The organism is Rubrivivax benzoatilyticus JA2 = ATCC BAA-35, from assembly GCF_000190375.1.
GTDB lineage: Bacteria > Pseudomonadota > Gammaproteobacteria > Burkholderiales > Burkholderiaceae_C > Rubrivivax > Rubrivivax benzoatilyticus.
Genome location: NZ_AEWG01000032.1, coordinates 1 through 21,148, shown reverse-complemented (window position 1 = coordinate 21,148; position 21,148 = coordinate 1). Strand labels below are relative to the sequence as shown.

Annotated in this window: 15 protein-coding genes, 1 tRNA gene and 1 pseudogene; 8 read left to right on the top strand and 9 right to left on the bottom strand. The window is 70.8% G+C overall.

Annotated elements, in window-relative coordinates; genetic code table 11:
- The 5 genes from RBXJA2T_RS03350 to mfd form a co-directional block, all read right to left on the bottom strand.
- On the bottom strand, positions 1 to 393 hold a 393-nt coding region (locus RBXJA2T_RS03350; protein WP_009855906.1), incomplete at its 3' end, for a response regulator.
- A gap of 25 nt (positions 394 to 418) precedes the next feature.
- The gene (locus tag RBXJA2T_RS03345) at positions 419 to 1,990 is read right to left on the bottom strand and encodes a chemotaxis protein CheW (RefSeq protein ID WP_009855905.1); all 1,572 of its coding nucleotides are present in this window, start codon (positions 1,988 to 1,990) and stop codon (positions 419 to 421) included.
- A gap of 34 nt (positions 1,991 to 2,024) precedes the next feature.
- On the bottom strand, positions 2,025 to 3,959 hold the full coding sequence (locus RBXJA2T_RS03340; protein ID WP_009855904.1) for a methyl-accepting chemotaxis protein: 1,935 nt from the start codon (positions 3,957 to 3,959) through the stop codon (positions 2,025 to 2,027).
- Positions 3,960 to 4,251: 292 nt separating this feature from the next.
- Entirely contained in the window at positions 4,252 to 4,965 is a 714-nt protein-coding gene (gene serB / locus RBXJA2T_RS03335; RefSeq protein ID WP_009855903.1) for a phosphoserine phosphatase SerB, read from the bottom strand.
- Positions 4,966 to 4,980: 15 nt separating this feature from the next.
- Entirely contained in the window at positions 4,981 to 8,418 is a 3,438-nt protein-coding gene (gene mfd / locus RBXJA2T_RS03330) for a transcription-repair coupling factor (RefSeq protein WP_009855902.1), read from the bottom strand.
- A 26-nt stretch (positions 8,419 to 8,444) separates the two neighbouring features.
- Between mfd and ispD the strand changes: the two genes are divergently transcribed.
- Positions 8,445 to 9,134, top strand: a complete 690-nt coding sequence (gene ispD, locus RBXJA2T_RS03325) for a 2-C-methyl-D-erythritol 4-phosphate cytidylyltransferase (protein ID WP_009855901.1) — start codon at positions 8,445 to 8,447, stop codon at positions 9,132 to 9,134.
- Positions 9,131 to 9,622: a 2-C-methyl-D-erythritol 2,4-cyclodiphosphate synthase gene (ispF, locus tag RBXJA2T_RS03320; RefSeq protein ID WP_009855900.1), complete on the top strand. Its 492-nt coding sequence runs from the start codon at positions 9,131 to 9,133 to the stop codon at positions 9,620 to 9,622. The genes ispD and ispF overlap by 4 nt, the downstream gene beginning before the upstream one ends.
- Positions 9,623 to 9,635: 13 nt before the next feature.
- On the opposite strand, the gene RBXJA2T_RS03315 is transcribed toward ispF, so the two are convergent.
- Positions 9,636 to 10,964 (bottom strand): sensor histidine kinase family protein, encoded by a 1,329-nt coding sequence (locus RBXJA2T_RS03315; protein WP_009855899.1) that lies wholly within the window; start codon positions 10,962 to 10,964, stop codon positions 9,636 to 9,638.
- A gap of 90 nt (positions 10,965 to 11,054) precedes the next feature.
- Entirely contained in the window at positions 11,055 to 11,789 is a 735-nt protein-coding gene (gene ompR, locus RBXJA2T_RS03310; RefSeq protein WP_009855898.1) for an osmolarity response regulator transcription factor OmpR, read from the bottom strand.
- 175 nt (positions 11,790 to 11,964) lie between these two features.
- Between ompR and RBXJA2T_RS03305 the strand changes: the two genes are divergently transcribed.
- The gene (locus RBXJA2T_RS03305) at positions 11,965 to 12,666 is read left to right on the top strand and encodes an SIMPL domain-containing protein (RefSeq protein WP_009855897.1); all 702 of its coding nucleotides are present in this window, start codon (positions 11,965 to 11,967) and stop codon (positions 12,664 to 12,666) included.
- A 24-nt stretch (positions 12,667 to 12,690) separates the two neighbouring features.
- Here the strand turns inward: RBXJA2T_RS03305 and RBXJA2T_RS03300 are convergent, their stop codons facing one another.
- Complete coding sequence (locus tag RBXJA2T_RS03300; RefSeq protein ID WP_009855896.1) at positions 12,691 to 13,464, bottom strand: 3-hydroxybutyrate dehydrogenase; 774 nt, start codon at positions 13,462 to 13,464, stop codon at positions 12,691 to 12,693.
- A 78-nt stretch (positions 13,465 to 13,542) separates the two neighbouring features.
- On the opposite strand from RBXJA2T_RS03300, the gene RBXJA2T_RS03295 reads away from it, so the two are divergent.
- The 3 genes from RBXJA2T_RS03295 to RBXJA2T_RS03285 all read left to right on the top strand — a co-directional run bounded on the left by RBXJA2T_RS03295 (position 13,543) and on the right by RBXJA2T_RS03285 (position 16,802).
- Positions 13,543 to 14,403: an alpha/beta fold hydrolase gene (locus RBXJA2T_RS03295; protein ID WP_009855895.1), complete on the top strand. Its 861-nt coding sequence runs from the start codon at positions 13,543 to 13,545 to the stop codon at positions 14,401 to 14,403.
- Complete coding sequence (locus tag RBXJA2T_RS03290; RefSeq protein ID WP_009855894.1) at positions 14,403 to 16,637, top strand: RelA/SpoT family protein; 2,235 nt, start codon at positions 14,403 to 14,405, stop codon at positions 16,635 to 16,637. Before RBXJA2T_RS03295 ends, RBXJA2T_RS03290 begins: the two co-directional genes overlap by 1 nt.
- 88 nt (positions 16,638 to 16,725) lie before the next feature.
- Positions 16,726 to 16,802 (top strand) — tRNA-Val (locus tag RBXJA2T_RS03285).
- 144 nt (positions 16,803 to 16,946) lie between these two features.
- Here RBXJA2T_RS03285 and RBXJA2T_RS03280 read toward each other — a convergent pair.
- Positions 16,947 to 19,718, bottom strand: a complete 2,772-nt coding sequence (locus RBXJA2T_RS03280; RefSeq protein WP_009855893.1) for a TonB-dependent receptor — start codon at positions 19,716 to 19,718, stop codon at positions 16,947 to 16,949.
- 204 nt (positions 19,719 to 19,922) lie between these two features.
- On the opposite strand from RBXJA2T_RS03280, the gene dgcN reads away from it, so the two are divergent.
- Positions 19,923 to 20,945: an N-acetyltransferase DgcN gene (gene dgcN, locus RBXJA2T_RS03275; protein ID WP_009855892.1), complete on the top strand. Its 1,023-nt coding sequence runs from the start codon at positions 19,923 to 19,925 to the stop codon at positions 20,943 to 20,945.
- Positions 20,938 to 21,148 (top strand): annotated as a pseudogene (locus RBXJA2T_RS03270) (dipeptide epimerase); the annotation flags it as partial. The gene dgcN and the pseudogene RBXJA2T_RS03270, both read left to right, overlap by 8 nt.

The following is a 21,148-nucleotide window of genomic DNA, read 5'->3' as shown; positions in this document are numbered from 1 at the left end:
CAGCCGCGAACGTGCCGCCGTGCGCACCTTGTCCAGCAGCTGCACGCGGATGTCCTCCAGGCTCAGCGAGATCGTGCCGCCGGGCTTGGTGATGAAGTCCAGCGCGCCCAGTGCCAGCGCCTCGAAGGTCGCCTGCGCGCCCTTCTCGGTCAGCGAGGACACCATGACCACCGGCGTCGGCCGCGCCTGCATCATCAGCGACAGCGAGGTCAGCCCGTCCATCTCGGGCATGTTGATGTCCAGCGTGACGACGTCGGGCTGCCAGTCGAGCAGGCGCTGCAGGCCCTCGGCGCCGTTGGGCGCCGTCTGGACCTCGTGGCCGGCTTCGGACAGCACGCCGGTCAGCAGCCGGCGCATCAGCGCCGAGTCGTCGACGACCAGCACCCGGCTCATGTTCGCGCTCCGCGCATCGCCATGCTCAGGCCGCCTTCGGCAGCGGAGCGGGGTCGCTGTCGAGCATGCGGCCGACGGCGGCCGACTCGGCGCGGCCCAGCAGCTGCTCGGGGTCGATCAGCATCACCAGGCGCTTGTCGCCGTCGAGCCGCGCGACCTGCGTGATCAGCCGGCCCTGCTCGTCGCTGAGCCGGGGCGCCGGCGCGATCGCCTGGCGGCCGATGCGCAGCACCTCGGCAACGCTGTCGACGATGAAGCCGGTGCGCTGGGCGCCCAGCGTGTAGACCATGATGCGCTGGCGGTCGTTGCGCTCCAGCGTCGCCATGCCCAGGCGCGTGCGCTGGTCGATGACCGGCAGCACCGTGCCGCGCAGGTTGATGACGCCCTCGACGAAGGCCGGTGTCTTGGGCACGCGCGTCAGCGCCTCGGGCACGCGCACGATCTCCTGCACGCTCATGATCGGCACGCCGAACTCCTCGGCGCCGAGGCGGAAGATGACGACCTGCACGTCGTCGTCGCTGCGGCTGGTGGTCTCGTCCATCGTCGTCTCGCGTTCGCTGTGCTCGCCGCGGGCGAAGTCCGCGGCGTCCTGGATGGCCTGCAGCCCGAGCAGCCGGTCGGTGGCGATGATCGACACCAGCCGCTTGCCGTCGTCGAGGCGGCAGATGCGCTCGAACTCCTGCAGCGCGCTGTCGCGCGCCAGCACGCCGGGCATCGCGTCGGCCTGGGTGCGCGGCACCGACAGCACCTCCTTCACCGTGTCGGTCACGAGGCCGACCTGGCCGCCGCCGGGCAGGGCGACGACGACGATGCGGTGGTGCTCGTCGAGTTCCTGCGCCGCCAGGCCGAACAGGCTGCGCAGGCTGACCAGCGGCAGCAGCCGCTGGCGCAGCGAGATCAGGCCCAGCACGTGGTGCGGCGTGTTGGGCACCGCGGTGATGCCGGCCGGCACCTGCACGATCTCCTGCACGTCGGCGATGTCGATCGCGTATTCCTGGCCGCAGACGGTGAAGCTGACCAGCCGCAGCTCGTCGGTGACAGCGCCGCCGTCGGGGGCCTCGGCCACGTCGGCGCTGGCTTCCGTGCCGTTGGTCGAGCCGCGCGCGGCCGACGGGCCGAACTGCTCGTCGACCATGCGCTGGAAGTCCAGCACCAGCAGCAGCTCGCGCCCGCCGTCGGCGGCCGGGCGGTTGATGACGCCGGTCAGGTAGTCGGTCTGGACCACGCTCTGGATGGCGCGCACCGGCTCGACCGCGCCGGGGTCGACGCTGATCACGCTGGCGACACGATCGACGACGAAACCCAGCGGCGTGCCGAGCTGGATGACGAGCGCGCGGGTCGCGTCGTCGCTCTCGCGTTCGCGGGTGCCGAACATGCGCCTCAGGTTCAGGATCGGCAGCACGCGGCCGCGCAGGTTGGCCAGGCCGTCCAGCGCCGCCGGCGCCAGCGGCAGCCGGGCGACCTCGGGCACGCGGATGATTTCCTGCACCGGGGCCATCGGCACCGCGAACATCTCGTCGGCCACCGCGAAGGTGACGAACTGGTTGTCCTGCGCCGCGCCGCCCGCGCCGTCTTCTTGGGTCGGGGTCGTGCTCACGGGCACACCTCCTCTCGGGGTTGGGGGTGTGCGCTCAGTTGCTCTGCAGTTCGTCGGCCAGCGAGGCGATCTCCTCGATCGCGGCGCTCAGCTCCTCGGCGCCCTGGGCCTGCTGCTTGGCCGCGGCCGCGGCCTGCTCGGAGGCCTTCTCGGCCTGCGCCGCCGCCGCCGAGACCTGGTCGACACCGACCTTGATCTGTGCCAGCGCCGCCGCGATCTCCTGCGACGTCGCCAGCGCGTCGATGTTGCCCTGCTCGACGACGGCGATCTCGCCCTCCATCGCCAGCAGGTTGCCGGTCACCGAACGCGCCTTCTCGACCTCGGCCTGCGCCGAGCTCATGATCTCGCCGAGGTCGCGGCCGACCAGGCCGATCTGGTCCTGGATGCCCTTGACCAGGTCCTTGATGCGGTCGGCGTTCTCGGCCGAGTCGTGCGCCAGGTTGCGGATGTCGGTGGCGACGACGACGAAGCCCTTGCCGTACTCGCCGGCACGCGCGGCTTCGATGCTGCCGTTGACGGCCAGCATGTTGGTCTGGATGCTGACCTGGGTGATCGCGTCGACGATCTTGTCGATGCGCCGGCTGACGAGCTCCAGCTCCTTGATCTGCAGCGCGCTGCCGCGCGTGGATTCGACGCCGGTGGAGATGGCCGACACCAGGCTGTCGATGTGCGACTTGTTCTCGCCCATCAGGCTGCGGATCGCGGTCGCGCGGTCGCGCCCGACGCTGGCGCGCTGCTCGGCCAGCTGCGCGCCCATTTCGATCTGGTTGACGGCGGCGGCCGACTGCGCGGCGGCAGCGGCCTGCTGCTGCGCGCCGCGGCGGATCTGGTCGAGCGCGGTCATGATCTGCGCCGCCGAGCGGTTGATCTCCTGCACGGCGCTGGACAGCTCCTCGGCCGACGAGGCCACTTCCTCGGCGCTCTTGGCGATGTCGGTGCTGTTCTTCAGGTCGTCGGCAAGGTCGGACAGGGCCTGCGCGGTCTGCTCGCACTCGGCCAGCGCGGCGCTCTGTTCCTCGACCGTCTTGGCCGCTTCCTCGCTGGCCGAGCTCTGCTCGGCGGCGGCGGCGGCGATCTGCTCGCTGCCCTTCATCGCCTCCTGCGAGGCGATGTTGGCCTGCGCCGCGGCGCCGGCGATCTCGGTGGCCCCGGCGACGATCTGCGCCGCGTCCTGGCGGATCTGGTCGATCTGCCGCAGGATGATCTCGCCCTTGGCGGCTTCGCCCTGGATGGTGTCGGCGGCGTCGTTGATGCCGCCGGCGATGGTCTTCACCTCGCCCTGGATCTGGGCGACGAGGTCCTGGATCTGCTTGGCGCTCTTCTCGCTGGTCTCGGCCAGCGTGCGCACCTCGTCGGCGACGACGGCGAAGCCCTTGCCGTGCTGGCCGGCGCGCGCCGCCTCGATCGCGGCGTTGAGCGCCAGCAGGTTGGTCTGGTCGGCGATGCGCGCCACGGCCTTGACGATGTCGCCGATGCTCGCCGCCTGGCGCTCGAGCTCGGCCACCATCCTGACGCTCTCGCCCTGGCGCTTGGCGGCGATGCCGACGTTGGTGATCGTGGCCTGCACCTCCAGCGCGATCTGGCCGGCGCGCTGCTGCATGCCTTCGGCCTTGGTCTTGGCCGCGTCGGCGGCGCCGAGCTGGCGCGTGATCGCGCCGGCGACCTGCGTCACCGCGGCCAGCGATTCCTGCGCCGCGCCGGAGGCCTCCTCGGCGCCGGCGGCGATCTGGTCGGCGGCGCGCTTGAGTTCCTCGGCCGCCGAGGCGGCCTCGTTGATGCCGGCCGACAGCTGGGTGGTGGCGCTGGCGACGCGCTCGGAAGCCTGCTGCTGCTTGGCCAGCGTGCGGGCACGCTTGCGGTTGGCCTCGGCTTCGCGCGTCATGTTGCGCGTCAGGCCCTTGGCCGCGACGGGGGCAGGGGTGCTGCGCGCGATGGCAGCGGCTTCACGGTTCTTCACCACCAGGGACATGGTCGGTCTCTCCGGGCGACGGCGCTTCGGCTCGTCGGGTTGGCCCGTTCGGGCATTCCTCCCGTGGGGGAGGTGATCGGTTGACGTCGCGATGTCTGCGGGAACCGCCGGCTTCGTGGCATCAGGGATATCAACAGTGCCTGCCTATATCGGCATCAACTGTTAGAAATGATATTCCCTGGCCGTGTCAAAGCCTGACTCAAGCCGCTGAGTCGTTCACTAATGCACTCAAATTGAGAAAATTATGGGTGTGATGTGGGCGGCGAGCACCTTGCCGGTGCGAGCCGTCCGATCACCCCCGCAGCACGTCCAGCGCGCGGTCCAGGCCGCCGGAGGTGATGGCGATCATCGCCTCGGCGGCGACGGCGGGCTTCGGGTGGTAGGCGATCGACAGGCCGGCGGCGGCCATCATCGGCAGGTCGTTGGCGCCGTCGCCGACGGCGATCACCTGCGAGGGCTCGATGCCCATCAGCTCGGCCACCTCGAGCAGCACGCGGCGCTTCTCGGCGCCGTCGACGATGTCGCCCCAGGGCCGCTGCAGCAGCGTGCCGGTGAGCTTGCCGTGCGCGATGCCCAGCGTGTTGGCACGCGCGAAGTCCAGCTTCAGGCGCTGGCGCACACGTTCGCTGAAGAACGTGAAGCCGCCGGAGACCAGCATCGTCTTCAGCCCCGCGGCCTGGCAGGCGGCGACGAAGGCCTCGACGCCGGGGTTGAGCTGCAGCCGCTGCTCGGCGACCTGGTGCAGCGCCGTCTCGGGCACGCCGGCCAGCAGCGCCATGCGCCGGCGCAGGCTTTCCTTGTAGTCGGCGATCTCGCCGCGCATCGCCGCCTCGGTGATCGCCGCGACCTCGTCGTAGCGCCCGGCGGCGCGGGCGATCTCGTCGACGCACTCGATGTTGATCAGCGTCGAGTCCATGTCGAAGGCCACCAGCCGGTAGTCGCAGAGGCGCAGCGGCGGCTGGAAGCCGCGGATGTGCAGGCCGGGGGCGTGTTCGATGGCGTCCATGGGGATCTCGGGTTCTCAGGCGGGGCGCGGCTGGCCGAGCGCACGCAGCACGTCGCGCACGTACTGGGCGCGGTCCTGGGCGCCGGCGATCTCGCGGTCGATGCGCAGCTTGTCGTTGCCGGCGAGCTTGATCGCGCGGTTCTTCTGCACCAGCTCGATGATGCGCAGCGGCTCGATCGGCGGGTTGGGGCGGAAGACGATGTTCATCACCTTCGGCCCGGCGTCGATCTTCTGCACGCCGTAGGGCCGCGCCAGCACACGCAGGCGGTGGGTGTCGAACAGCGTCTGGCCCTGCGCCGGCAGCTTGCCGAAGCGGTCGGTGATCTCCTCGAGCAAGGTGTCGATCTGCTCGGCCTTCTCGGCCGTGGCCAGGCGCTTGTAGAGGTTGAGCCGGGTCTGCACGTCGCCGCAGTAGGCGTCGGGCAGCAGCGCCGGGGCGTGCAGGTTGATCTCGGTGGTCGCCGACAGCGGCGACAGCAGGTCGGGCTCCTTGCCGGCCTTCAGCGAGCGCACGGCCTCCGACAGCATGTCGTTGTAGAGCTGGAAGCCGACTTCCATCATGTTGCCGCTCTGGTTCTCGCCCAGCACCTCGCCGGCGCCGCGGATCTCCAGGTCGTGCATCGCGAGGTAGAAGCCGCTGCCCAGCTCCTCCATCTGCTGGATCGCCTCCAGCCGCTGCGCCGCCTGCTTGGTCAGCGCCTCGACGTCGGGCACCAGCAGGTAGGCGTAGGCCTGGTGGTGGCTGCGGCCGACACGCCCGCGCAGCTGGTGCAGCTGCGCCAGGCCGAACTTGTCGGCGCGGCTGATGACGATGGTGTTGGCCGTCGGCACGTCGATGCCGGTCTCGATGATCGTCGAGCACAGCAGGATGTTGTGGCGCTGGGCGACGAAGTCGCGCATCACGTGTTCCAGCTCGCGCTCGGGCATCTGGCCGTGGGCGACGCCGATGCGCGCCTCGGGCAGCAGCTCTTCGAGCTTCTGGCGCCGGGCCTGGATCGACTCGACGTCGTTGTGCAGGAAGTAGACCTGGCCGCCGCGCTTCAACTCGCGCAGCACGGCCTCGCGGATCGTCGAGTTGTTCTCGCTGCGCACGAAGGTCTTGATCGCCAGCCGGCGCTGCGGCGCGGTGGCGATGACCGACAGGTCGCGCAGGCCTTCGAGCGCCATGCCCAGCGTGCGCGGGATCGGCGTCGCGGTCAGCGTCAGCACGTCGACCTCGGCGCGCATCGCCTTGATCGCCTCCTTGTGGCGCACGCCGAAGCGGTGCTCCTCGTCGATGATCAACAGGCCCAGGCGCTTGTACCTGACGTCCTGGCTGAGCAGCTTGTGCGTGCCGACGACGATGTCCACCGTGCCGTCGGCCAGGCCTTCGAGCGCCGCCTTCACTTCCTTGGCCGAGCGGAAGCGCGACAGCTCGGCGATCTTCACCGGCCACTTGCCGAAGCGGTCGACGAGCGTCTGGTAGTGCTGCTCGGCCAGCAGCGTCGTCGGCGCCAAGAGCGCCACCTGCTTGCCGCCGATCACCGAGACGAAGGCCGCACGCAGCGCGACCTCGGTCTTGCCGAAGCCGACGTCGCCGCAGACCAGGCGGTCCATCGGCCGCGGGCTGACGAGGTCCTGGATGACGGCGTGGATCGCCGCGCGCTGGTCGGGCGTCTCCTCGAAACCGAAGCTGGCGGCGAAGGCCTCGTAGTCGGCCGGGCTGTAGCGGTGGGCGTAGCCCTCGCGCGCGGCGCGGCGGGCGTAGAGGTTCAGCAGCTCGGCGGCGGTGTCGCGCACCTGCTCGGCGGCCTTGCGGCGCGCCTTGTCCCACTGGCCCGAGCCCAGCTTGTGCAGCGGCGCCTCGTCGGCGCTGACGCCGGTGTAGCGGCTGATCAGGTGCAGCTGCGCCACCGGCACGTACAGCGTCGCCTTGTCGGCGTATTCCAGGTGCAGGAACTCGCTGGGGCCTTCGCCGGTGTCGATGTTGACCAGGCCGCGGTAGCGCCCGATGCCGTGGTTCATGTGCACCACGGGGTCGCCGAGCTTCAGTTCCGACAGGTCCTTGATCAGCGCGTCGACGTTGCTCGTCTGCTCCTGCTTGCGCCGGCGGCGGGCCTGCGGCGCGGTGGCGAAGAGCTCGGTCTCGGTGACGAACTGCACCGACACGCCGGCCTCGGGCTCGTGCCAGTGGAAGCCCTGGGCCAGCGGCGCGGCGACGATCGCGAAACGCTCCTCGCCGGCCAGGAACTCGGCCAGGTCGGCGACCGAGGGCAGGGCGATGCGGTGGTCGCGCAGCAGTTCCAGCAGGCTCTCGCGTCGGCCTTCGCTCTCGGCGGCCAGCAGCACGCGGTGCGGGGTCGTCTTGAGATGGCGTTCCAGCCCGGCCAGCGGCTCCTGGGCGCCACGGTCGACAGCCAGGTCGGGCAGCGGCCGCGCCCAGTCGACAGGCTCCTGGCCGCGCAGCGCCAGCGTGGCGTGCGGCTGGGTGCGGGCGAAGAACTCGTCGGGGCGCAGGAAGATCGCTTCGGGCGGCAGCAGCGGCCGCTCGGGGTCGTGCTGCAGGAAACGGTGGCGTTCGCGCGTGTCGGTCCAGAAACGCTCCAGCGCCTGGTCGACCTCGCCGTGCAGCGCCACCGCCGCGGTCTCGCCGAGGTAGTCGAAGATGCTCGCGATCTCGTCGAAGAACAGCGGCAGGTAGTACTCGATGCCGCCGGTGGCGATGCCTTGCGCGATGTCCTTGTAGATGCGCGAGCGTGTCGGGTCGCCGTCCAGCTTCTCGCGCCAGCGGGCGCGGAAGGCGGTGCGTGCGGCCTCGTCCATCGGGAACTCGCGCCCGGGCAACAGCCGGACCTCGGGCACCGGGTAGAGGCTCCTCTGGCTGTCGGGGTCGAAAGTGCGGATCGAGTCGACCTCGTCGCCGAACAGGTCGACGCGGTAGGGCACCGGCGAGCCCATCGGGTACAGGTCGATCAGGCCGCCGCGCACGGCGTACTCGCCGGGCGACACGACCTGGCTGACGTGCTGGTAGCCGGCCAGCGTCAGCTGCGACTTCAGCTTGGCCTCGTCCAGCCGCGCCTTCTGCTTGAAGTGGAAGGTATAGCCGGCCATGAAGGACGGCGGCGCCAGCCGCACCAGCGCGGTGGTGGCCGGCATCAGCACGACGTCGACCTCCCCCTGCTGCACGCGCCACAGCGTCGCCAGGCGCTCGGAGATCAGGTCCTGGTGCGGACTGAAGGTGTCGTAGGGCAGCGTCTCCCAGTCGGGGAAGACGGCGACACGCAGGCCGGGCTCGAAGAACTTCAGCTCTTCGGCGAGACGGGTGGTGTCGGCGGGGTCGGCCGTGACGACGGCCAGCAGGCGCTGCTCGGCCTGGCGTGCCGCGCCCAGCCGGGCGAGCAGCAGCGCGTCGGCCGAACCGACCGGGCGCGGCAGCGTGTAGCGCTTGCCCGGGGCGATGTTCGGGATCTGCATGGGAGGCGCGATTCTAGAATCGCCGCATGACTGTGCCGCCGACCCGCTGTTTTGCCCTGGTCCCGTGCGCCGGTGTCGGCCTGCGGGCCGGCGCCGGCGGCCCCAAACAATATGCGCCGCTGGCCGGCCGGCCGGTGGTCGCGCACACGCTGGCGGCGCTGGCCGCGGTGCCGCGGCTGGCGGGCACGCTGGTCGTGCTGTCGCCCGAGGACACCCAGTTCGAGGCCGCCGTGCCCGGCTGGCAGGGCTGGATCGCGCGCCGCGGCGGCGCCACGCGCGCCGAGAGCGTCGCCAACGGCCTGCCGGTGCTGCGTGAACTGGGCGCACGCGACGACGACTGGGTGCTGGTGCACGACGCCGCCCGCTGCCTGCTGCGGCCCGAATGGGTCGACCGCCTCATCGACGCCTGCCTGGCCGATCCGGTCGGCGGGCTGCTGGCGCTGCCGCTGGCCGACACGCTGAAGGCCGAGGAGGCCGGGCGTGTCGCCGACACCGTGCCGCGTGCCGGCAAGTGGGCCGCGCAGACGCCGCAGATGTTCCGCATCGGGCTGCTGGCGCGGGCGCTGGCCGAAGCCGGTGACCAGGTCACCGACGAGTCCAGCGCCGTCGAGGCGCTGGGCCTGGCGCCGCGCCTCGTGGCCGGCGATCTCGAAAACCTCAAGGTGACCTGGCCGGCCGATTTCGCGCTCGCCGCGCGCCTGCTGCAGACCCGATGAACCCTCTGGACCTCCGCATCGGCGAGGGCTGGGACACCCACCAGCTCGTCGCCGGCCGCCCGCTGATCTTGGGCGGCATCACCATCCCGCACAGCCACGGCCTGCTCGGCCACAGCGACGCCGACGCGCTGCTGCACGCCATCACCGACGCGCTGTTCGGCGCCGCGGCGCTGGGCGACATCGGCCGCCACTTCCCCGACACCGCGGCCGAGTTCAAGGGCGCCGACTCGGGCGTGCTGCTGGCCGAGTGCGCGCGCCGCGTGCGCGCTGCCGGCTGGGAGATCGTCAACGTCGACTCGACCATCGTCGCCCAGGCGCCGAAGATGGCGCCGCACATCGCCGCGATGCGCACGCGCATCGCCGAGCTGCTGGCCGTCGGCGTCGAGCGCGTCAACGTCAAGGCCAAGACGGCCGAGAAGCTCGGCCCGGTCGGCGAAGGGCGTTCGATCGAGACGCGCGCGGCCTGTCTGCTGTACCGGGCCGGCTGACCCGGCCAGGGCGCTACGGCGCCCGCCGCAGCCGGATGTGGGCCATCAGCCCGCCGTCCGGCGCATTGGCCAGTTCCAGGCTGCCGCCCATGCGCTGCATCGCCTTGTCGACGATCGCCAGCCCCAGGCCGGCGCCGGTGGCGGCGGTGCGTGCGGCGTCGCCGCGGAAGAACGGCGTCGTCAGCTGCGACAGCTTCTCGGGCGGCACGCCGGGGCCGTTGTCGCGCACCGTCAGCACGACCCACGGCCCGGTGCGCGCGTAGGAGATCGTGACCTCGGCGACGCCGGTGTCGGTGCCGCGGCCGTAGCGCCGCGCGTTCTCGAACAGGTTGGAGAAGACGCGGCCGAGCTCGGTCTCGTCGGCCAGCACCTTCAGGTCGATCGCCACGCGCGAGTGGATGCGGATCTGCGCCGGGTCGCGGAAGCCCGCGGCCTCGCGGTCGATCAGCTGCGAGACGTGCACCGGGCGCATCTCGGTGTCGCCCGGGCGCGCGTAGTCCATGAACTTGTCGATGATCGCGTCGAGCTGGTCGATGTCCAGCGCCATGTTGCGCTTGGCTTCGTCGTCGGAGACGCTCATCTCCGTTTCCAGCCGCAGCCGCGCCAGCGGCGTGCGCAGGTCGTGGCTGATGCCGGCGAGCATCACCGCGCGGTCTTCCTCGACGCGCGCGAGCTCGCGTGCCATGCGGTTGAAGCCGCGGTTGACCTCGCGGATCTCGCTGGTCAGCGTGTTCTCGTCCAGGCGCGAGTCGAGGTCGCCTTCGCGGATGCGGCTGGCGGCGAACGACAGCTGCTTCAGCGGCCGGTTGATCAGCCGCGCGATTGCCACCGAGCCGAGCAGCGTCGCCAGCAGCGCGATGCCGATCCAGACGAACCAGGTGCTGCGGGTCAGCGGGCTGGTGTGGTTGTCGTCGATCTGCAGCCAGTAGGCGTCGCCGTCGATCGAGAACCCGACCCACATGCCCGAGGTGGCGTTGACGCTGCGCGCGACGATCGCATCCTCGCCGAGCGTCGCGCGCAGCTCGCGTGCGACGCGGCGCGTGAAGCGGTCGACCTCGAAACCTTCCCAGCGGTCGCCCGGCTCGCGCGGCGTGACGCGCACCGCGCCCTGCTGCCCGAGCGACTTCACCAGCGCGACGCGGTTGATGCCGTCGGCCTGCTGCAGCGCCGCACGCGACAGGTTCACGAGACCGGCGATCTGCTGCGCGGACTCGACCGCACGCGGCTCGAACTCGAGCGCGCGCAGCGTCTGCACCCAGGCGAAGACCCCGCCGGCCAGCAGCAGGGCCAGCAGGCAGAAGGTGCGCCAGAAGAGGCTCAGGGCGATCGTCTTACGTGCCATCGGCCGCGATGATGCCGTTCAGGATGCGGCCGGGGGGCGGCGTGATGCGTGCGGCGCCGTCGCGGCGCGCGCGCCTGTCGCGCCGGCGCGTCAGCTTGCGCCGTCCGGCACGAAGACGTAGCCGACGCCCCAGACGGTCTGGATGTAGCGCGGCTGCGCCGGGTCGGGCTCGAGCATCTTGCGCAGGCGCGAGATCTGCACGTCCAGGCTGCGGTCGAAGGGCTCGAACTCGCGGCCGCGCGCCAGCTGCGCCAGCTTGTCGCGCGACAGCGGCTGGCGCGGGTGGCGCACCAGCGCCTTCAGCATCGAGAACTCGCCTGTGGTCAGCGCGATCTGCTCGCCGTTCTTGGACAGGCGGCGCAGCGACAGGTCGAACTCGAACGGCCCGAAGTTGACGACCTGCGGCTCCTTCGACGGCGCACCCGGCGCTTCCGGGGCCGGGCGGCGGCGCAGCACCGCGTGGATGCGCGCCAGCAGCTCGCGCGGGTTGAAGGGCTTGGGCAGGTAGTCGTCGGCGCCGACTTCCAGGCCGACGATGCGGTCGACGTCCTCGACCTTGGCGGTGAGCATGATGATCGGCGTGATGTCGTTGGCCGCACGCAGGCGGCGGCAGATCGACAGGCCGTCCTCGCCCGGCAGCATCAGGTCGAGCACGATCAGGTCGACCGTGTCGCGCGTCAGCACGCGGTTCAGCGCCTTGGCGTCCTCGGCCAGCAGGACCTCGAAACCTTCCTGCGACAGGTAGCGACGCAGCAGGTCGCGGATGCGGGCATCATCGTCGACGACCACGATGCGGTCGGGACGGGTATTGGCGGGGGTGTTCATCACCGACTCCAAACTTGTAACAGCGGCATTGTGCGGGCCGATTTCCGGGCGTCCCGGCGTTTGCTGACCTGTTGTTACAAGTCTTGCGGCGTGTCCGCGGTGCCATCGTGCCCTCCGCTGCGTTTTGCCCAGGAGAACACGTGTGCAACCCTTGCCTCTGAAAGGAAACGTTGACATGCCCTTCGTCCGAAAGGCCTTCGTGCTGGCCGCTTTCGCCGCGGTTGCCGCGGCCCAGGCGCAGACCTTGCCGCCGCCGCAGAACGTCGTCGGCCTGTCGGCCAGTGCCACCGCCGAGGTGCCGCGCGACATGCTGTCGGTGACGTTCTCGACCTCGCGCGAAGGCCCTGACGCGCAGACCGTGCAGTCGCAGCTGAAGCAGGCGCTGGACGCCGCGCTGGCCGAGGCCCGCAAGGTGGCCAAGCCGGGCCAGATCGAGCTGCACACCGGCGGCTTCTCGCTGTACCCGCGTTATTCGAACAAGGGCGTGGCCAACGGCTGGCAGGGCAGCGCCGAGCTGGTGGCCGAAGGCCGCGACGTCGCCGGCATCGCCCAGCTCACCGGCCGGGTGCAGACGATGATGATCTCGCGCGTGGGCTACTCGCTGTCGCGCGAGGCGCGCGAGAAGGCCGAGGCCGAGCTGTCGGCCGAGGCGATCACGCGGTTCCGCGCCAAGGCCGACACGATCAGCCGCCAGTTCGGCTTCGGCGGCTGGGGCATCCGCGAGGTCTCGGTGTCGGCGAGCGAACCGCCGTCGGGCGTGTTCCCGATGGCGATGAAGGCGCGTGCCGCGATGGCCGACGAGGCGCTGCCGGTCGAAGCCGGCAAGGCCAGCGTCACGGTCAGCGTCTCGGGCAGCGTGCAGATGTCGGCCAAGTAGCCGACGGGGTCCGGCGGGCGGCGCCTACTGCGCCGTCCAGCCGCCGTCCATGTTCCAGGCCGCGCCGAGCACGTTGTCGCCGGCCGGCGAGCACAGGAACAGCGCCAGCGCCGCCAGCTGCTCGGGCGTCGTGAAGCGCAGCGACGGCTCCTTCTCGGCCAGCAACTGGCGCTCGGCCTCGTCGTTGGACAGTCCGTGGGCGGCGGCGCGGGCGTCGATCTGCTTTTGCACCAGCGGCGTCAGCACCCAGCCGGGGCAGATCGCGTTGACGGTGACGCCGCTGCGTGCGCATTCCAGCGCCGCGGCGCGCGTCAGGCCGACGATGCCGTGTTTGGCGGCGACGTAGGCGCTCTTGCCGGCCGAGGCCACGAGCCCGTGCACCGAGGCGACGTTGATGACGCGCCCCCAGCCGCGGTGTTTCATGCCGGGCAGCGCGACACGCATCGTGTGGAAGGCCGAGCTGAGATTGATCGCGATGATCGCGTCCCAGCGTTCGGCCGGGAAATCCTCGACCAGCGCGACGTGCTGGATGCCGGCGTTGTTGACGACGATGTCGGGGCCGCCGAACTGGCGTTCGCACTGGTGCACCAGGTCCTCGATCTCGTCGGGCCGGCGCATGTCGGCGCCGTGGTGGGCGACCTCGCCGGAACCGGCGGCACGCACCGCCTGCAGCGCGGCGTCGACGTCGCCGAAGCCGTTGAGCATCAGCTTCGCGCCCTGCTGCGCCAGCGCCACCGCGATGCCAAGGCCGATGCCGCTCGTCGAGCCCGTGACCAGCGCCGTCTTTCCCTGGAGCATGTGCCGTCCCCTTGCCGGTTGCTACGATCGGACGATTATCGGGACCGTCTCCCGCGCCTTCCATCCTCGTCGCCCCCCATGACCCCCCGCCTGAACCACGTGCCCTGCCTCGACGCGCGGGGCCTGCACCGCATGGCGTACTGGGAGTGGGGCGACCCGCAGGCGCGCCATGCGGTGGTCTGCGTGCACGGGCTGTCGCGCCAGGGGCGCGACTTCGACACGCTGGCGCAGGATCTGGCGCCGCAGCTGCGTGTGGTCTGCCCCGACATCGTCGGCCGCGGCCGCAGCGACCGCCTCGCCGACGCGGCCGGCTACACGGTGCCGCAGTACGTCGCCGACGTCGTCACGCTGCTGGCGCGGCTGGACGTCGACACGGTCGACTGGGTCGGCACCTCGATGGGCGGGCTGATCGGCCTGGGCGTGGCCAGCCTGGCGGGCTCGCCGGTGCGCCGGCTGGTGCTCAACGACGTCGGCCCGGCAATCGAGCCGGCGGCGCTGGAGCGCATCAGGGGTTACCTCGGCCAACCGGTGCGCTGGGCGAGTGTCGAGGACGCCGCCGAGGCGATCCGCCAGGTGTCGCTGGGTTTCGGCCCGCACACGCCTGAACAATGGCTGGCGTTGACCCGGCCGCAGCTCGTCGCTGACGGCGACGGCTGGATCCCGCATTACGACCCGGCGATCGCCGTGCCGTTCCGGGCGATGACGCCCGAGATCGCCGCCGCCGGCGAAGCCGCGCTGTGGGCCGCCTGGGACCGCCTGCGCTGCCCGACGCTGCTGCTGCGCGGCGCCGAATCCGATCTGTTGTCGCGCGCCACCGCCGAGGCGATGACGCGCCGCGGGCCGCGGGCGCGGCTGCACGAGTTCGCCGGTGTCGGCCACGCGCCGATGCTGGTCCAGCCGGAGCAGCGCGCCGTCGTCCGCGATTTCCTCTTGTCCTGATGAGAACCGCCGAACCTTCCGAAGCGGCCGTCGACGCGGCCGCGATCGTCGAACTGGCGGCGCGTGAAACCGGTGCCGCCGAAGACGGCACCGCCGCGCTCGAACGCGCCCGCGCCTTCGCCGAGCCACTGCTGGCCGGCCACCTGCTCGACACCGGCGAGCCCGCGCTGCTGCACGCCGACGGTGTCGCCGCGATCCTGCAGGCCATCGGCGCAGCGCCGTCGATGCGTGCCGCCGCCTATCTGGTCTACGCCGGCGACTACCTCCAGCATCCCGAGGAGATGGTCGCCAAGGCCTTCGGCCAGTCCTATGCCAGCCTGGTGACACACACCCGGCGGCTGGTGCAGATCCAGCGTGCGACGCGTGCCGCCTCGGTGCTGGAGGCCCAGCGCCAGCAGCAGGCCGAGCAGGTGCGCAAGATGCTGCTGGCCTTCTCGCACGACCTGCGTGTCGTGCTGCTGCGCCTGGCCTCGCGGCTGCAGACGCTGCGCTGGTATGCCGCCGAGCGGGTGCCGTGCCCGCAGGAGCTGGCCGAGGAGACGCAGCAGATCTTCGCGCCGCTGGCCAACCGCCTGGGCATCTGGCAGATCAAGTGGGAGCTGGAGGATCTGGCGTTCCGCTTCCTGCAGCCCGAGGAGTACAAGCGCATCGCGCGCCTGCTCGACGAGAAGCGAGTCGAACGCGAGCAGCGCATCGAAGGCGCGCGCCGCCGCATGCGCGAGCGCCTGGCCGAGGCCGGCATCCGCGCCGAGGTCCACGGCCGTCCCAAGCACCTGCACAGCATCTGGAAGAAGATGCGCGGCAAGGGGCTGCCGATCGAGCGTGTCTTCGACCTGAGCGCGCTGCGGGTCATCGTCGACGACGTCGCCGGCTGCTACGCCGCGCTGTCGCGTGTGCACGAGTGTTTCCGCGCCGTCGACGGCGAGTACGACGACTACATCGCGCGGCCCAAGCCCAATGGCTACCAGTCGCTGCACACCGTCGTGCTCGACGACGACGGCCGCGCGCTGGAAGTGCAGATCCGCACCCGCGCGATGCACGAGCACGCCGAACACGGCGTCGCCGCGCACTGGATGTACAAGGAGGCCGGCGTGCGCGGCTACGCCGGCGTCAGCGCCGCGGGCGACTTCAACGAGCGCCTAGCCGAGGCGCGCAAGGCCGTTCTGCGCGAGCTGCTGGCCTGGGAGCGCGACTTCGCGACGACGCAGGACGCCACCGCCTCGGCGGTGTTCGACGACCGCATCTACGTCTTCACGCCACAGGTCAACGTCATCGACCTGCCGGTCGGCGGCACGCCGGTGGACTTCGCCTACGCGCTGCACACCGACCTGGGCCACCGCTGCCGCGGCGCGCGGGTCGACGGCGCCATGGTGCCGTTGAACACGGCGCTGGTCTCGGGGCAGACGATCGAGATCGTCGCCGCCAAGGAAGGTGGGCCGTCGATGGACTGGCTCAACCCCGAGCTGGGCTACCTGAAGAGCCCGCGCGCCAAGGCCAAGGTGCGCGCCTGGTTCAACGCCCAGGCGCAGGGGCTGACGATCGCGCGCGGCCGCGAGCTCGTCGAGAAGCTGCTGCAGCGCGAGGGCAAGACCGCGGTCAAGCTCGAGACGCTGGCCGAGCAGTTGGGCTTCAAGACCGCCGACGCGCTGTTCGAGGTCGTCGGCAAGGACGAGTTCTCGCTGCGCAACATCGAGCAGATCCTGCGTCCGGCCGCGCCGGCGGTGGCCGAGGAGGACGAGGGCATCGCGCTGCGCCGCCCGCGCCACGAGGGCGGCAAGGGCAAGGGCGGGGTGCTGGTCGTCGGTGTCGACTCGCTGCTGACGACGCTGGCGCGCTGCTGCCGGCCGGCGCCGCCCGACACCATCGGCGGCTTCGTCACGCGCGCCAAGGGCGTGGCCATCCACCGCCGCGACTGCAGCAACTTCCGCCACATGGCGCAGAAGGACCCGGGGCGTGTCATCGAGGTCGAGTGGGGGCGCGAACGCGACGGCGTCTACCCGCTGGACGTCATCATCGAGGCCAGCGACCGCCAGGGCCTGCTGCGCGACATCTCCGAGGTCTTCGCCAAGGAGAAGATGAACGTCATCGGCGTGCACACGCAAAGCGTCAAGGACGCGCGTGGCGGCACCGCGTGGATGACCTTCACCATCGAGGTCGCCGACACCGCAAGGCTCGCGCAGGTGCTCAAGCATCTGGTCGGCATCGCCGGCGTGCGCCACGCGCGGCGTCGCTGAACGCCGGCAAGGCGGCCTGAATTTGGTCCGGTAAAGCACTCAGGTATTTGCAAAAAACGCGGATCTCGTATATAGTCATAGGCTCTTCAGGCGCGTAGCTCAGCTGGTTAGAGCACCACCTTGACATGGTGGGGGTCGTTGGTTCGAGTCCAATCGCGCCTACCAAACGGACAGCCCGGTAGATCGGTGATCTACCGGGCTCTTTCGCTTTTGGCGGCCTGAAACGGCTGTCGGTTCGATGCGAGCCGGCCGTCCACTCGTGAAACGGGCCGGCATGGCCGGCCCGTCGTCAGCGTGCTGCGGCCGGGTTCAGCGGAACTGGTAACGCGCCGAGACGTAGAAGAAACGCCCGCGCGGGTCGGTGTAGCTCGGGTCGTAGCCCGAAATGAAGTAGTAGGCCTGGTTCGAGAACGGCGGCGGCGTGTCGAACACGTTCTGCACGCCGGCGCGCAGCGTGAACGCCTTCGAGAACTCGAAGGCCCCCGACAGGTCCCACAGCGAGTAGGCCTTGACCCGGTTCTTGGCGACGACGCTGCCGTTCTCGGTGTCGATCGCCGAGTTCTGGTCGTCGTAGCTCGAGTAGTAGGTGTTGCCGACGCTGGCGCTCCACGCGCCGCGCTCCCAGTCGAGGCTCAGCCGGTGGCGCCAGCGCTGCACGACGCTGTCGGTGACGAAACGCCCGAGGTTGCTGATGTAGCCCAGCTCGGGGCTCGGCTGCTGCTTGGATTCGAGCATCCAGGTGCCCGACAGCCGGGCGCCGAACACGCCGACGGCGGTCTTCAGCCCCTTCATCTCGACGACGACGTCCAGCCCCGAGGCCTTCTGCCGGCCGCGGTTCTCCTTGCGCAGCTCGATGTAGCAGATCTCGGGGTCGTCCGGGTCGTAGTCGCAGTCGGCCAGGCCCTCGTCCTCGTTGTAGCGGTGCACGAGGTGCTCGAACTTGTCGAGGTTGCCGAGGATCACGTCGTCGCCGATCTCGCTGATCACGTCGCGCTTCTGGATGTTCCAGTAGTCCAGGCTCACGCTCCACAGCGGATGCGGCGTGAACACCGTGCCGAGCGAGAACTGGCGCGAACGCTCGGGCTTCAGGTCGGGGTTGCTGTAGCGGCGCGTCTCCCAGCTGTCGGCGCACTCGGCGTAGCCGTTCTCTGCCGTCGCGCAGACCACCGGGTCGGGCAGCGTCGAGGTGCTGCTGTACTGGGTCGGACGGTGCAGGTCGGTCATCGACGGTGCGCGGAAGCCCGTGCCGAACGAGCCGCGCAGCAGCAGGTCCGGCGAGGCGAGGTAGCGCAGCCCGACCTTGGGGTTGGCGGTGTTGCCGACGCCTTCGTAATGGTCGAAGCGCGCGGCGAGCTGTAGCTCCAGCTTCTTCGTCACCGGCAGCGCCAGCTCGCCGTAGACGGCCGCGACGCGGCGCTGGTCGCTCGTCGCCGTGCCGCCTTCGGGTGCGTCGTCGTTGTTGATGTTGTCGCTCATCAGCAGCGCCGACGGGTTGAAGCTCGTCTTCTCGCGCCGGATCTCGCCGCCCAGCGCCAGGCTCGCCGCGCCGCCGGGCAGGCGGCCCAGCGTGCGGCTGGCGTTGAAGTCCAGCGAGTCCATCGTGCCGCGCGCGCGCCGCACGACGTCGTTGATCTGGATGCTGTCGATGTAGGCCAGCGCCTCGGCGGTGTTGGGCGCAAAGGGGTTGATGAGGCCGCTGTCCAGGCCGTCGATCAGCTTGTCGTAGAGCAGGTAGCCGTGGGTGTCGCGGTCGGCGACTTCGCTGACGCTGTGGTTCAGGCCCCACTCGTAGTCCCAGTCGCCGACGCTGCCGCTCATGCCGACGACGTAACGCTGGCTGGTGCTGGTCAGCTCGCTGGCGCGGCGGCCGGCGTCGGTCAGGCGCAGGCGCAGGCGGATGTCCGGGTCGATGGCCTCGAGCCCGGTGAAGCCGGCGAGTTCCGGGACCTGGCTGTAGTCGATGTAGTACTTGTTCAGGCGCGGCGACGAGCCGACGTACCAGGTCTTCGCGCGCGCCAGCGCGACTTCGGCGAACAGGTCGTGGCCGCCGCCGAGTTCGGTGACCGCGCGGCCCAGGAAGCTCAGCTTCTCGGACTTCGGGTACAGCTCGGTGTCGCGCATGTAGTCGTAGGTGCAGCCCTGAGCCCCGCCGACGCCGCCGGGCAGATGCAGGTTGGCTGGCGGGTTGCACCCCGGGGCCGAGAAGTTGATGCGGTGGCTGTTGATCAGTTCGCCGCCGACCAGCAGGCCCTGGTCGCGCAGGTACTCGAACTGCTCGTCGCTCAGGTCGAGGTTGGCCGGGGACGTGTAGCCCGACAGCAGATGCGGCAGCCGCTCGGCGATCTTCAGGTCCTGGATGAAGCCGCGCTGCGAGGTGCTCAGCGCGTCGGTGCGCTGCACGTCGAAGACGCCGAAGACGTTGAAGCCGTTCTCGGCCAGCGTGCCGTAGCCGGCCGTCACCGACGCGGTGCGCTTGCCGGCGCCGCCTTCCTGGGTGTCGCCGACGTAGACGTTGACCTCCGCACCGGTGTAGTCCTTGCGGGTGACGAAGTTGATGACGCCGGAGATCGCGTCGGTGCCGTAGATCGCCGAGGCGCCGTCGAGCAGCACCTCGACACGCTCGATCGCCGCGGCCGGGATGCTGTTGAGGTCGACGCCGGCGTCGTCACCCGGCGACGCGAAGTTGGCCATGCGCCGGCCGTTGAGCAGCACCAGCGTCGACGACGTGCCGATGCCGCGCAGGTTGGCCGAGTTGAAGCCCTTCTGGTCGTAGCCGCCGGTGTTGATGCTGCCGCCGTCGCTCAGGCCGCCGCTGTTGCCGCTGAGGTTGCGCAGCACCTCGGCGGCGGTGGTCACGCCGGACTTGACGATCTCCTCGCGCGAGATCACCTGCACCGGCAGCGCGCCTTCGTCCTCGGTGCGCTTGATGCGCGAGCCGGTGACCTCGATGCGTTCGACCGGCCGCGAGGCCGCCGTGGCCGAGTCCTGGGCCGTCGCGGCCCGTGGCGCGGCGCCGAGCGCCAGCAGGGCCGCACAGGCGGCGGCGATGGGGGTGATGCGGCGCATCGGGTCGCGGCTCATCGATGTTCCTCGTGGCTGGCGGGCGGACCCTCGGGTCCAAAACCCCAGATTTTGTGGTGCGAATTCACAAACGGGAAACACGGCCCGACGGATGACAGCGCGGCGCAACTTCCATCCGGTCTGCCTCAATCCGGGCTGCGGCGGCGCCGCCACAATGGGCCGGCCGCACCGGCGCCGCGCCGTGCCCGACCCACTGGAGCTCCGATGGACATTCCGCATCCGTACCTGATGTTCCTCGGCGACGTGCATGACCAGCTCGCCGCCAAGACCGCCCACGGCATCGTCGACTGGCGTCGCGAGTGGTGCCTGGGCCAGACCCGTTTGCCCGGCTGCCAGGCCGATCTCGGCCTGCCCGAGATGACGATCGCCGAAGGCGTGGCCGCCGGCGCGAAGACGCTGATCGTCGGCGTCGCCAACGCCGGCGGCGTGCTGCCGGCGCACTGGGTGGCGACGATCGTCCAGGCCATCGAGGCCGGGCTCGACGTCGCCAGCGGGCTGCACGTGCGCCTGGCGCAGATCCCCGAGATCCGCGAGGCCGCGGCGCACAACGGCGTGCAGCTCTTCGACGTGCGCCACAACGACCAGACCTTCGCCACCGGCAAGGGCACCAAGCGCCCCGGGCTGCGCCTGCTGACCGTCGGCACCGACTGCTCGTCGGGCAAGAAGTACACCGCGCTGGCGCTGGAACGTGCGATGCGCGCGCGTGGCCTGGACGCCGACTTCCGCGCCACCGGCCAGACCGGCGTCTTCATCTCCGGCCACGGCGTGGCCATCGACGCCGTCGTCGCCGACTTCATCTCCGGCGCCGTCGAGTGGCTGGCGCCGGCTGCCGCGCCCGGCCACTGGGACCTGATCGAAGGGCAGGGCTCGCTGTTCCACCCGTCGTTCGCCGGCGTCTCGCTGGGCCTGCTGCACGGCGCCCAGCCCGACGCCTTCGTCGTCTGCCACGAGCCGACGCGGCGCACGATGCGCGGCGTGAAACACGCGCTGCCGACGATCGCCGAGGTCATCGAGCTCACCGTGCGCTGCGGCCGGCTGACCAACCCGGCGATCCGCCCGGTCGGCATCGCGATCAACACCCGGGCGCTGGACGACGCCGCCGCGCGCGAACTGCTCGCCGCGCTGGCGAGCGAACACGGCCTGCCGGCCACCGACCCGGTGCGTTACGGTGTCGACGGGCTCGTCGACCGGCTGCTCGCCGAGTTCCCGGAGAGCGGCCGTGTCTGAGGCCCGGCTCGACGTCGCCGTCGAACGCTGGCCGATCGCCGGTGGCTTCACGATCTCGCGCGGCACCAAGACCGAGGCCGTCGTCGTCGTTGCCAGCGTCACGCAGGGCGGCATCACCGGCCGCGGCGAGTGCGTGCCGTATGCGCGTTATGGCGAGACGGTCGACGGCGTTGCCGAAAGCGTGCGCGCGCAGGCCGGCTGGC

Excerpts from the sequence above, each read along its gene's own strand:
- RBXJA2T_RS03340 (WP_009855904.1), bottom strand. The coding sequence starts at position 3,959 with ATGTCCCTGGTGGTGAAGAACCGTGAAGCCGCTGCCATCGCGCGCAGC.
- serB (WP_009855903.1), bottom strand. The coding sequence starts at position 4,965 with ATGGACGCCATCGAACACGCCCCCGGCCTGCACATCCGCGGCTTCCAG.
- mfd (WP_009855902.1), bottom strand. The coding sequence starts at position 8,418 with ATGCAGATCCCGAACATCGCCCCGGGCAAGCGCTACACGCTGCCGCGC.
- ispD (WP_009855901.1), top strand. The coding sequence starts at position 8,445 with ATGACTGTGCCGCCGACCCGCTGTTTTGCCCTGGTCCCGTGCGCCGGT.
- ispF (WP_009855900.1), top strand. The coding sequence starts at position 9,131 with ATGAACCCTCTGGACCTCCGCATCGGCGAGGGCTGGGACACCCACCAG.
- RBXJA2T_RS03315 (WP_009855899.1), bottom strand. The coding sequence starts at position 10,964 with ATGGCACGTAAGACGATCGCCCTGAGCCTCTTCTGGCGCACCTTCTGC.
- ompR (WP_009855898.1), bottom strand. The coding sequence starts at position 11,789 with ATGAACACCCCCGCCAATACCCGTCCCGACCGCATCGTGGTCGTCGAC.
- RBXJA2T_RS03305 (WP_009855897.1), top strand. The coding sequence starts at position 11,965 with ATGCCCTTCGTCCGAAAGGCCTTCGTGCTGGCCGCTTTCGCCGCGGTT.
- RBXJA2T_RS03300 (WP_009855896.1), bottom strand. The coding sequence starts at position 13,464 with ATGCTCCAGGGAAAGACGGCGCTGGTCACGGGCTCGACGAGCGGCATC.
- RBXJA2T_RS03295 (WP_009855895.1), top strand. The coding sequence starts at position 13,543 with ATGACCCCCCGCCTGAACCACGTGCCCTGCCTCGACGCGCGGGGCCTG.
- RBXJA2T_RS03290 (WP_009855894.1), top strand. The coding sequence starts at position 14,403 with ATGAGAACCGCCGAACCTTCCGAAGCGGCCGTCGACGCGGCCGCGATC.
- RBXJA2T_RS03280 (WP_009855893.1), bottom strand. The coding sequence starts at position 19,718 with ATGAGCCGCGACCCGATGCGCCGCATCACCCCCATCGCCGCCGCCTGT.
- dgcN (WP_009855892.1), top strand. The coding sequence starts at position 19,923 with ATGGACATTCCGCATCCGTACCTGATGTTCCTCGGCGACGTGCATGAC.